This is a genomic window from Serratia sp. FS14 (assembly GCF_000695995.1).
Lineage (GTDB): Bacteria > Pseudomonadota > Gammaproteobacteria > Enterobacterales > Enterobacteriaceae > Serratia > Serratia nematodiphila.
In genome coordinates this window covers 592,524-602,282 of sequence record NZ_CP005927.1, presented here as the reverse complement: position 1 = coordinate 602,282, position 9,759 = coordinate 592,524, and the positions used below count along the sequence as shown (strand labels likewise).

The window sequence follows — 9,759 nt, the reverse complement described above, 5'->3', positions numbered from 1 at the left end:
GTTAACTGAACTTGAACGCCCTAGGAATAGAGGAATCAAATGGCTCGTACAACACCCATTGCACGCTACCGTAACATCGGTATCAGTGCTCACATCGACGCCGGTAAAACCACCACTACCGAACGTATTCTGTTCTACACCGGTGTAAACCACAAAATCGGTGAAGTTCATGACGGCGCTGCCACCATGGACTGGATGGAACAGGAGCAGGAGCGTGGTATTACCATCACTTCTGCAGCGACTACTGCCTTCTGGTCTGGTATGGCCAAGCAGTTCGAACCGCATCGCGTAAACATCATCGACACCCCAGGGCACGTTGACTTCACCATCGAAGTAGAACGTTCCATGCGTGTGCTGGATGGCGCGGTAATGGTTTACTGTGCTGTTGGTGGTGTTCAGCCACAGTCTGAAACCGTATGGCGTCAGGCTAACAAATACAAAGTGCCACGTATCGCGTTCGTTAACAAAATGGACCGTATGGGCGCTAACTTCCTGAAAGTTGTAGGCCAGATCAAAACTCGTCTGGGCGCCAACCCTGTTCCTCTGCAGCTGGCTATCGGCGCAGAAGACAAATTCACCGGCGTTATCGACCTGGTGAAGATGAAGGCGATCAACTGGAACGAAGAAGACGCAGGCGTAACCTTCGAATACGAAGACGTGCCGGCTGACATGATGGATCTGGCTGAAGAATGGCGCCAGAACCTGATCGAGTCCGCTGCGGAAGCTTCCGAAGAGCTGATGGAAAAATACCTGGGCGGCGAAGAGCTGACCGAGGAAGAAATCAAATCCGCTCTGCGTCAGCGCGTGCTGAACAACGAAATCATCCTGGTTACCTGTGGTTCTGCGTTCAAGAACAAAGGCGTACAGGCGATGCTGGATGCGGTAATCGAATACCTGCCGGCACCAACTGACGTTCCTGCGATCAACGGTATCCTGGACGATGGCAAAGATACTCCGGCTGAGCGTCACGCAAGTGATGACGAGCCGTTCTCTGCGCTGGCGTTCAAAATCGCTACCGACCCGTTCGTGGGTAACCTGACCTTCTTCCGCGTGTACTCCGGCGTTGTTAACTCCGGCGACACCGTGCTGAACTCCGTTAAGGCTGCGCGCGAGCGTTTCGGCCGTATCGTTCAGATGCACGCCAACAAGCGTGAAGAGATCAAAGAAGTTCGCGCAGGCGACATCGCCGCTGCGATCGGTCTGAAAGACGTGACCACCGGGGACACCCTGTGTGATCCAGACTCTCCAATCATCCTGGAGCGTATGGAATTCCCTGAGCCGGTAATCTCTATCGCCGTTGAACCAAAAACCAAAGCTGACCAAGAAAAAATGGGTCTGGCTCTGGGCCGTCTGGCTAAAGAAGACCCGTCATTCCGCGTATGGACTGACGAAGAGTCTAACCAGACCATCATCGCCGGTATGGGTGAACTGCACCTCGACATCATCGTTGACCGCATGAAGCGTGAATTCAACGTTGAAGCTAACGTGGGCAAACCTCAGGTAGCTTACCGCGAAGCGATTCGCGCGAAGATTACCGATGTTGAAGGTAAGCACGCCAAGCAGTCTGGTGGTCGCGGTCAGTACGGTCACGTTGTGATCGACATGTACCCACTGGAGCCAGGCTCTAACCCGAAAGGTTACGAGTTCATCAACGACATCAAAGGTGGTGTAATTCCTGGCGAATACATCCCTGCCGTTGATAAAGGCATCCAGGAGCAGCTGAAGTCTGGTCCGTTGGCTGGTTACCCGGTAGTAGACATGGGTATTCGTCTGCACTTCGGTTCTTACCACGACGTTGACTCCTCTGAACTGGCGTTTAAACTGGCCGCGTCTATCGCCTTTAAAGAAGGCTTTAAGAAAGCGAAACCAGTTCTGCTTGAGCCTATCATGAAGGTTGAAGTTGAGACTCCAGAAGAGAACACCGGTGACGTTATCGGTGACTTGAGCCGTCGTCGCGGCATGCTGCGCGGTCAGGAATCTGAAGTGACTGGCGTTAAGATCCACGCTGAAGTACCGTTGTCCGAAATGTTCGGCTACGCAACTCAGCTGCGTTCTCTGACTAAAGGTCGCGCATCATACACCATGGAATTCCTGAAGTATGATGATGCACCGAACAACGTCGCTCAGGCCGTAATCGAAGCCCGTGGCAAATAAGCCGCAGGGTTAAAACCAAAGTCCCGTGCTCTCTCCAGAAGGGGAGAGCGCTATAGTAAGGAATATAGCCGTGTCTAAAGAAAAATTTGAACGTACAAAACCGCACGTTAACGTTGGTACTATCGGCCACGTTGACCACGGTAAAACTACCCTGACTGCAGCGATCACCACCGTTCTGGCTAAAACCTACGGCGGTTCTGCACGTGCTTTCGACCAGATCGATAACGCGCCAGAAGAAAAAGCTCGTGGTATCACCATCAACACCTCCCACGTTGAGTATGACACCCCGACTCGTCACTACGCGCACGTTGACTGCCCAGGGCACGCCGACTACGTGAAAAACATGATCACCGGTGCTGCTCAGATGGACGGCGCGATCCTGGTAGTAGCTGCGACTGACGGCCCAATGCCTCAGACTCGTGAGCACATCCTGCTGGGTCGTCAGGTTGGCGTTCCTTTCATCATCGTATTCATGAACAAATGCGACATGGTTGATGATGAAGAGCTGCTGGAACTGGTAGAAATGGAAGTTCGCGAACTGCTGTCCGCTTACGACTTCCCAGGCGACGACCTGCCGGTAATCCGCGGTTCCGCGCTGAAAGCGCTGGAAGGCGAAGCTGAGTGGGAAGCGAAAATCATCGAACTGGCCGAAGCCCTGGACAGCTACATCCCAGAGCCAGAGCGTGCAATCGACAAGCCGTTCCTGCTGCCAATCGAAGACGTATTCTCCATCTCCGGTCGTGGTACCGTTGTTACCGGTCGTGTTGAGCGCGGTATCATCAAAGTTGGCGAAGAAGTTGAAATCGTTGGTATCAAAGACACCGTTAAGTCTACCTGTACTGGCGTTGAAATGTTCCGCAAACTGCTGGACGAAGGCCGTGCTGGTGAGAACGTAGGTGTTCTGCTGCGTGGTATCAAACGTGAAGAAATCGAACGTGGTCAGGTACTGGCTAAGCCAGGCTCTATCAAGCCGCACACCCAGTTCGAATCTGAAGTGTACATCCTGAGCAAAGATGAAGGTGGTCGTCACACGCCATTCTTCAAAGGCTACCGTCCACAGTTCTACTTCCGTACTACTGACGTGACCGGTACCATCGAACTGCCAGAAGGCGTAGAGATGGTAATGCCAGGCGACAACGTGAACATGGTTGTAACCCTGATTCACCCAATCGCGATGGACGACGGTCTGCGTTTCGCAATCCGTGAAGGCGGCCGTACTGTAGGCGCTGGTGTTGTTGCTAAAGTTATCGCTTAATCGCGAATAATTTTTCGACACAAAAAAGGGCACTTCGGTGCCCTTTTTTTATGCAATTTGTATAAATCTTAATTGAAATAAAAACCATTCCTATTTAGACTCAATGCATTGGTTAAGAAGTGAGTCTCTCTATGTATGTATGTCTGTGTAATGCGGTGACTGACAAAGCGATCCGTAATGCGGTGCGTCAGCACAACCCCCATACCATGAAGCAGCTGCGTGAACTTGTGCCGATTGGTACCGATTGTGGAAAGTGCATTCGTCAGGCAAGACAGATTATGGTGGAGGAACGCGGAACTATCATCCCAATGCATGAAGTTGCCTAACAAAGGGTAAGGTTATTTTTGACTCTTGGCTTACAGGTTCTACACTTTTAGAACTGGCCAGGAGGAGTTACCTATGAAAGGCGATAAAAAGATCATTGCTCACCTCAACAAGCTGCTCGGCAACGAGCTGGTTGCCATCAATCAATATTTCCTGCACGCCCGCATGTTCAAGAATTGGGGGTTAATGCGCCTCAACGACAAGGAATACCACGAGTCGATCGACGAAATGAAACATGCCGATCGCTACATCGAGCGCATCCTGTTCCTGGAAGGAATACCTAATCTGCAAGACCTCGGTAAGCTGAACATCGGCGAAGACATTGAAGAGATGCTGCGTTCCGATCTGGCGCTGGAGCTGGCGGGCGCCAAGAACCTGCGCGAAGGTATCGCCTACGCCGACTCGATTCACGATTATGTCAGCCGTGATTTGATGATCGACATTCTGGCCGATGAAGAAGAGCATATCGACTGGCTGGAAACCGAGCTGGATCTGATCGCTCGCCTCGGCATTCAAAACTATGCCCAGGCCCAGATTTTAGAACGCAAAGAGTAAGCCTGCCTTCCGTTCGTCATCGCCTCTCCTGCCGGCGACCGTTTTTACGGCGGGGCAGGGGAGCTGCCCGCTAAGCATAATTTATACCTTGATCGCCACCTTCATCCCGTGATCGTCGCTGAACGCGCAAAAATGACGATTTCCTGAGCATATTTCCAACTGCGGCTTGCTTCCTGGGCCATTTTGCGTATAATGCGCGGGCTTACCTAATCTTGGTAAGCCTGATTTTAGCGAATCAGTCGATTGGCAGGTCTTTTTTGCCTTTCGAACAATACTCCCGATATGGGGGTTATATGTTGACGATTACACTCCCCCATCAATCGAAATGGGTGTGAGGAGTAATTATTTACGTTTATAAATAATTGGAGCTCTGGTCTCATGCAGAACCAAAGAATCCGTATCCGCCTGAAAGCGTTTGATCATCGTCTGATCGATCAATCAACCGCGGAAATCGTCGAGACTGCAAAGCGCACTGGTGCGCAAGTCCGTGGTCCGATCCCGCTGCCAACTCGCAAAGAGCGCTTTACCGTTCTGATCTCTCCGCACGTCAACAAAGACGCGCGCGATCAGTACGAGATTCGCACTCACAAGCGTCTGGTTGACATCGTTGAGCCAACCGAGAAAACCGTTGATGCTCTGATGCGTCTGGATCTGGCTGCCGGTGTAGACGTGCAGATCAGCCTGGGTTAATCAGGTCATTGAGCGATTGAGAGGTTGAAACAATGATTGGTTTAGTCGGTAAAAAAGTGGGTATGACCCGTATCTTCACTGAAGATGGCGTTTCTATCCCAGTAACCGTAATTGAAATTGAAGCGAACCGCGTGACTCAGGTTAAAAGCCTGGACACCGACGGTTACCGTGCCGTTCAGGTTACCACTGGTAGCAAAAAAGCTAACCGTGTAACCAAGCCGGAAGCGGGCCATTTCGCTAAAGCTGGCGTTGAAGCTGGCCGTGGTCTGTGGGAATTCCGCCTGGAAGAAGGTCAAGAATTCGCTGCAGGTCAGGAAATTAGCGTAGAAATCTTCGCTGACGTTAAAAAAGTCGATGTTACCGGTACTTCTAAAGGTAAAGGTTTTGCTGGCACTGTTAAGCGCTGGAACTTCCGTACCCAAGACGCTACCCACGGTAACTCCTTGTCTCACCGCGTTCCGGGTTCTATCGGTCAGAACCAGACTCCGGGCAAAGTGTTCAAAGGCAAGAAAATGGCTGGCCACCTGGGTGATGAGCGCGTAACCGTTCAAAGCCTGGACGTAGTACGTGTTGACGCTGAGCGCAACCTGCTGCTGGTTAAGGGTGCTGTACCGGGCGCAACCGGTGGCAACCTGATCGTTAAACCAGCTGTGAAGGCGTAAGGGGATAGCAATGGAATTAGTATTGAAAGACGCGCAAAGCGCGCTGACTGTTTCCGAAACTACCTTCGGTCGTGATTTCAACGAAGCGCTGGTACACCAGGTTGTTGTTGCTTATGCAGCAGGTGCCCGTCAAGGTACCCGTGCTCAGAAGACCCGTGCTGAAGTAACTGGTTCCGGCAAAAAGCCATGGCGTCAGAAAGGCACCGGCCGTGCGCGTTCAGGTTCTGTAAAGAGCCCGATCTGGCGTTCAGGCGGCGTGACCTTTGCTGCTAAGCCACAGGACCACAGTCAGAAAGTAAACAAAAAGATGTACCGCGGCGCGCTGAAAAGCATCCTGTCCGAGCTGGTACGTCAAGATCGTCTGATCGTTGTCGAGAAGTTCTCTGTAGAAGCGCCTAAAACTAAGCTGCTGGCACAGAAACTGAAAGATATGGCTCTGGAAGACGTGCTGATCGTGACCGGTGAACTGGATGAGAATCTGTTCCTGGCAGCTCGCAACCTGTACAAGGTTGACGTGCGCGATGTAGCAGGTATCGATCCGGTTAGCCTGATCGCCTTCGACAAAGTGGTTATGACTGCTGATGCTGTGAAGCAAGTTGAGGAGATGCTGGCATGATCCGTGAAGAACGTTTGCTGAAAGTGCTGCGTGCACCGCACGTATCTGAAAAAGCATCCGCTGCGATGGAAAAAAGCAACACCATCGTTCTCAAAGTTGCCAAAGACGCGACCAAAGCAGAAATCAAAGCTGCAGTGCAGAAACTGTTTGAAGTCGAAGTCAAAGACGTGAACACCCTGGTAGTTAAAGGGAAAGTGAAGCGTCACGGTCAGCGTGTTGGTCGTCGTAGCGACTGGAAAAAAGCTTACGTCACCCTGAAAGAAGGCCAGAATCTGGACTTCATCGGCGGCGCAGAGTAAGTCGGAGGAGTAAGAACAATGGCAATTGTTAAATGTAAACCTACATCTCCGGGTCGTCGCCACGTTGTTAAAGTGGTTAACCCTGAGCTGCACAAGGGTAAACCTTATGCCCCGCTGCTGGAAAAACTGAGCAAAAGCGGTGGTCGTAACAACAATGGCCGTATCACCACCCGTCATATCGGTGGTGGCCACAAGCAACATTATCGTCTGGTTGACTTCAAGCGCAACAAAGACGGTATCCCTGCTGTGGTTGAGCGTCTGGAGTACGATCCGAACCGTTCCGCGAACATCGCGCTGGTTCTGTACAAAGACGGCGAACGCCGTTACATCCTGGCGCCGAAGGGCCTGAAAGCTGGTGACCAGATTCAATCTGGCGTTGATGCTGCAATCAAAGCGGGTAACACCCTGCCGATGCGCAACATTCCAGTTGGTTCAACGGTTCACAACGTAGAAATGAAACCAGGTAAAGGCGGCCAGATGGCTCGCTCCGCTGGCGCCTACGTTCAGATCGTTGCTCGTGATGGTTCCTACGTAACTCTGCGTCTGCGCTCCGGCGAAATGCGTAAAGTTCCAGCTGATTGCCGCGCCACCCTGGGTGAAGTCGGTAACGCTGAACACATGCTTCGCGTTCTGGGTAAAGCAGGTGCTGCACGTTGGCGTGGTGTTCGTCCTACCGTTCGCGGTACGGCGATGAACCCGGTAGATCACCCGCACGGTGGTGGTGAAGGTCGTAACTTTGGTAAGCACCCGGTAACTCCGTGGGGCGTTCAGACCAAAGGTAAGAAGACCCGTAGCAACAAGCGTACTGATAAGTTCATCGTACGTCGCCGTAGCAAAAAATAATTAGAGGATAAGCCATGCCACGTTCTCTCAAGAAAGGTCCTTTTATTGACCTGCACTTGCTGAAGAAGGTAGAGAAAGCGGTGGAAAGCGGTGACAAGAAGCCTTTGCGCACTTGGTCCCGTCGTTCAACGATCTTTCCTAACATGATCGGTTTGACCATCGCTGTCCATAATGGTCGTCAGCACGTACCAGTGTTCGTTTCCGATGAAATGGTCGGTCACAAACTGGGTGAATTCGCGCCGACTCGTACTTATCGCGGCCATGCGGCTGATAAAAAAGCTAAAAAGCGCTAAGGTAGGAGGAAGAGATGGAAACTATCGCTAAACATCGCCACGCTCGTTCTTCTGCTCAGAAGGTTCGCCTTGTTGCTGACCTGATTCGCGGTAAGAAAGTGTCGCAAGCTCTGGAAACTCTGACCTACACCAACAAGAAAGCTGCTGGTCTGGTTAAGAAAGTGCTGGAGTCTGCCATTGCTAACGCAGAACACAACGATGGCGCTGACATCGATGATCTGAAAGTTACGAAAATCTTCGTAGACGAAGGCCCAAGCATGAAGCGCATTATGCCGCGTGCAAAAGGTCGTGCAGATCGCATCCTGAAGCGCACCAGCCACATTACTGTGGTTGTGTCCGATCGCTGAGACTCTGGAGACTAGCAATGGGTCAGAAAGTACATCCTAATGGTATTCGCCTGGGTATTGTCAAACCTTGGAACTCTACTTGGTATGCGAATACCAAAGAATTCGCTGACAACCTGGACAGCGACTTTAAAGTTCGTCAATTCCTGACTAAGGAACTGTCGAAAGCTTCCGTTTCTCGCATCGTTATCGAGCGTCCTGCGAAGAGCATCCGTGTGACCATTCACACTGCTCGCCCAGGCATCGTTATCGGCAAGAAAGGTGAAGACGTCGAAAAACTGCGCAAGGTCGTAGCGGACATCGCTGGCGTTCCTGCACAGATCAACATCGCCGAAGTCCGTAAACCGGAACTCGACGCTAAATTGGTTGCTGACAGCATCACTTCTCAGCTGGAACGTCGCGTTATGTTCCGTCGTGCTATGAAGCGTGCAGTACAGAACGCAATGCGTCTTGGCGCTAAAGGTATCAAAGTTGAAGTAAGCGGCCGTCTTGGCGGCGCCGAAATCGCACGTACCGAATGGTACCGCGAAGGTCGTGTTCCATTGCACACTCTGCGTGCGGACATCGACTACAACACATCTGAAGCGCACACCACTTATGGTGTAATCGGCGTTAAGGTATGGATCTTCAAAGGTGAGATCCTGGGTGGTATGGCTGCAGTTGAACAACCGGAACCGGCTGCTCAACCTAAAAAGCAGCAGCGTAAAGGCCGCAAGTAAGGAGAGTCGCTGATGTTACAACCAAAGCGTACAAAATTCCGTAAGGTGCACAAGGGCCGCAACCGTGGTCTGGCGCAAGGTACGGATGTTAGCTTCGGCACTTTCGGTCTGAAAGCTGTTGGCCGTGGCCGTCTGACTGCTCGTCAAATCGAAGCAGCTCGTCGTGCAATGACTCGTGCAGTTAAGCGTCAAGGCAAGATCTGGATCCGTGTATTCCCGGACAAACCGATCACCGAGAAGCCGCTGGAAGTGCGTATGGGTAAAGGTAAGGGTAACGTGGAGTATTGGGTTGCCCTGATCCAGCCTGGTAAGGTCCTGTACGAAATGGACGGCGTGCCAGAAGAGGTTGCCCGCGAGGCATTCAAACTGGCAGCAGCGAAACTGCCGATCAAAACCACCTTTGTAACTAAGACGGTGATGTAATGAAAGCACAAGAGCTGCGTGAAAAAAGCGTTGAAGAGCTGAATGCCGAGCTGCTCAACCTGCTGCGTGAGCAATTCAACTTGCGCATGCAGGCGGCCAGTGGCCAGCTGCAACAAACTCACCTGTTGAAACAAGTGCGTCGTGACGTCGCACGCGTTAAGACTTTACTGACTCAAAAGGCGGGTGTGTAAATGACTGAAGTTATCCGTACCCTGCAGGGTCGTGTTGTTAGCGATAAAATGGAGAAATCCATCGTTGTTGCTATCGAGCGTACTGTGAAGCACCCGATCTACGGGAAATTCATCAAACGTACGACCAAGCTGCACGTACATGACGAGAACAACGAATGTGGTACCGGCGACGTGGTGGAAATCCGCGAATGCCGCCCACTGTCCAAGACCAAGTCCTGGACGTTGGTTCGCGTTGTAGAGAAAGCGATTCTGTAATAGAGTAGCTGGCTCTCACTTAATAAACGGCTCAGAAAATGAGCCGTTTATTTTTTCTACCCATACCAAGTAAGCGGTGTTATAATGCTGCGCCCTCGGTTATGGGGCTTTTCAACGGCCTAATTTTTACTTGGGT

The 9,759-nt window shown here is 51.7% G+C and carries 15 protein-coding genes; all 15 read left to right on the top strand.

The genetic code is table 11. The features are described from left to right. Window positions 1-39: 39 nt before the first annotated feature. The 15 genes from fusA to rpsQ all read left to right on the top strand — a co-directional run bounded on the left by fusA (window position 40) and on the right by rpsQ (window position 9,623). Entirely contained in the window at window positions 40-2,154 is a 2,115-nt protein-coding gene (fusA, locus tag L085_RS02805) for an elongation factor G (protein WP_004930429.1), read from the top strand. Window positions 2,155-2,224: 70 nt separating this feature from the next. After that, window positions 2,225-3,409, top strand: a complete 1,185-nt coding sequence (tuf, locus tag L085_RS02800) for an elongation factor Tu (RefSeq protein ID WP_015376315.1) — start codon at window positions 2,225-2,227, stop codon at window positions 3,407-3,409. 131 nt (window positions 3,410-3,540) lie between these two features. Beyond that, window positions 3,541-3,735 carry a bacterioferritin-associated ferredoxin gene (gene bfd / locus L085_RS24310; protein WP_015379266.1) on the top strand — a complete coding sequence of 65 codons (195 nt, stop codon included), beginning with the start codon at window positions 3,541-3,543 and terminating at the stop codon, window positions 3,733-3,735. A 73-nt stretch (window positions 3,736-3,808) separates the two neighbouring features. Then, window positions 3,809-4,288 carry a bacterioferritin gene (gene bfr / locus L085_RS02795; protein WP_004929784.1) on the top strand — a complete coding sequence of 160 codons (480 nt, stop codon included), beginning with the start codon at window positions 3,809-3,811 and terminating at the stop codon, window positions 4,286-4,288. Between the two features lie 378 nt (window positions 4,289-4,666). Continuing rightward, entirely contained in the window at window positions 4,667-4,978 is a 312-nt protein-coding gene (gene rpsJ / locus L085_RS02790; RefSeq protein ID WP_001181005.1) for a 30S ribosomal protein S10, read from the top strand. Window positions 4,979-5,010: 32 nt separating this feature from the next. Beyond that, on the top strand, window positions 5,011-5,640 hold the full coding sequence (gene rplC / locus L085_RS02785) for a 50S ribosomal protein L3 (protein WP_015379265.1): 630 nt from the start codon (window positions 5,011-5,013) through the stop codon (window positions 5,638-5,640). A 10-nt stretch (window positions 5,641-5,650) separates the two neighbouring features. Next, complete coding sequence (rplD, locus tag L085_RS02780; RefSeq protein WP_004929779.1) at window positions 5,651-6,256, top strand: 50S ribosomal protein L4; 606 nt, start codon at window positions 5,651-5,653, stop codon at window positions 6,254-6,256. Continuing rightward, window positions 6,253-6,555 (top strand): 50S ribosomal protein L23, encoded by a 303-nt coding sequence (rplW, locus tag L085_RS02775; RefSeq protein WP_004929776.1) that lies wholly within the window; start codon window positions 6,253-6,255, stop codon window positions 6,553-6,555. The genes rplD and rplW overlap by 4 nt, the downstream gene beginning before the upstream one ends. An 18-nt stretch (window positions 6,556-6,573) precedes the next feature. Beyond that, a complete protein-coding gene (gene rplB, locus L085_RS02770; protein ID WP_004929775.1) occupies window positions 6,574-7,398 on the top strand; it encodes a 50S ribosomal protein L2 in 825 nt (274 codons plus the stop codon). Window positions 7,399-7,412: 14 nt separating this feature from the next. Further along, entirely contained in the window at window positions 7,413-7,691 is a 279-nt protein-coding gene (rpsS, locus tag L085_RS02765; RefSeq protein WP_004929772.1) for a 30S ribosomal protein S19, read from the top strand. A gap of 14 nt (window positions 7,692-7,705) precedes the next feature. Beyond that, window positions 7,706-8,038: a 50S ribosomal protein L22 gene (rplV, locus tag L085_RS02760; protein WP_002223844.1), complete on the top strand. Its 333-nt coding sequence runs from the start codon at window positions 7,706-7,708 to the stop codon at window positions 8,036-8,038. A 17-nt stretch (window positions 8,039-8,055) separates the two neighbouring features. Continuing rightward, the gene (rpsC, locus tag L085_RS02755; protein WP_004929766.1) at window positions 8,056-8,754 is read left to right on the top strand and encodes a 30S ribosomal protein S3; all 699 of its coding nucleotides are present in this window, start codon (window positions 8,056-8,058) and stop codon (window positions 8,752-8,754) included. 12 nt (window positions 8,755-8,766) lie between these two features. Continuing rightward, on the top strand, window positions 8,767-9,177 hold the full coding sequence (rplP, locus tag L085_RS02750; RefSeq protein WP_004929764.1) for a 50S ribosomal protein L16: 411 nt from the start codon (window positions 8,767-8,769) through the stop codon (window positions 9,175-9,177). After that, on the top strand, window positions 9,177-9,368 hold the full coding sequence (gene rpmC / locus L085_RS02745) for a 50S ribosomal protein L29 (RefSeq protein ID WP_004929762.1): 192 nt from the start codon (window positions 9,177-9,179) through the stop codon (window positions 9,366-9,368). The genes rplP and rpmC overlap by 1 nt, the downstream gene beginning before the upstream one ends. Then, window positions 9,369-9,623: a 30S ribosomal protein S17 gene (gene rpsQ, locus L085_RS02740; RefSeq protein WP_004929760.1), complete on the top strand. Its 255-nt coding sequence runs from the start codon at window positions 9,369-9,371 to the stop codon at window positions 9,621-9,623. Window positions 9,624-9,759 lie beyond the last annotated feature (136 nt).

Excerpts from the sequence above, each read along its gene's own strand:
- fusA (WP_004930429.1), top strand. The coding sequence starts at position 40 with ATGGCTCGTACAACACCCATTGCACGCTACCGTAACATCGGTATCAGT.
- bfd (WP_015379266.1), top strand. The coding sequence starts at position 3,541 with ATGTATGTATGTCTGTGTAATGCGGTGACTGACAAAGCGATCCGTAAT.
- bfr (WP_004929784.1), top strand. The coding sequence starts at position 3,809 with ATGAAAGGCGATAAAAAGATCATTGCTCACCTCAACAAGCTGCTCGGC.
- rpsJ (WP_001181005.1), top strand. The coding sequence starts at position 4,667 with ATGCAGAACCAAAGAATCCGTATCCGCCTGAAAGCGTTTGATCATCGT.
- rplC (WP_015379265.1), top strand. The coding sequence starts at position 5,011 with ATGATTGGTTTAGTCGGTAAAAAAGTGGGTATGACCCGTATCTTCACT.
- rplD (WP_004929779.1), top strand. The coding sequence starts at position 5,651 with ATGGAATTAGTATTGAAAGACGCGCAAAGCGCGCTGACTGTTTCCGAA.
- rplW (WP_004929776.1), top strand. The coding sequence starts at position 6,253 with ATGATCCGTGAAGAACGTTTGCTGAAAGTGCTGCGTGCACCGCACGTA.
- rplB (WP_004929775.1), top strand. The coding sequence starts at position 6,574 with ATGGCAATTGTTAAATGTAAACCTACATCTCCGGGTCGTCGCCACGTT.
- rpsS (WP_004929772.1), top strand. The coding sequence starts at position 7,413 with ATGCCACGTTCTCTCAAGAAAGGTCCTTTTATTGACCTGCACTTGCTG.
- rplV (WP_002223844.1), top strand. The coding sequence starts at position 7,706 with ATGGAAACTATCGCTAAACATCGCCACGCTCGTTCTTCTGCTCAGAAG.
- rpsC (WP_004929766.1), top strand. The coding sequence starts at position 8,056 with ATGGGTCAGAAAGTACATCCTAATGGTATTCGCCTGGGTATTGTCAAA.
- rplP (WP_004929764.1), top strand. The coding sequence starts at position 8,767 with ATGTTACAACCAAAGCGTACAAAATTCCGTAAGGTGCACAAGGGCCGC.
- rpmC (WP_004929762.1), top strand. The coding sequence starts at position 9,177 with ATGAAAGCACAAGAGCTGCGTGAAAAAAGCGTTGAAGAGCTGAATGCC.
- rpsQ (WP_004929760.1), top strand. The coding sequence starts at position 9,369 with ATGACTGAAGTTATCCGTACCCTGCAGGGTCGTGTTGTTAGCGATAAA.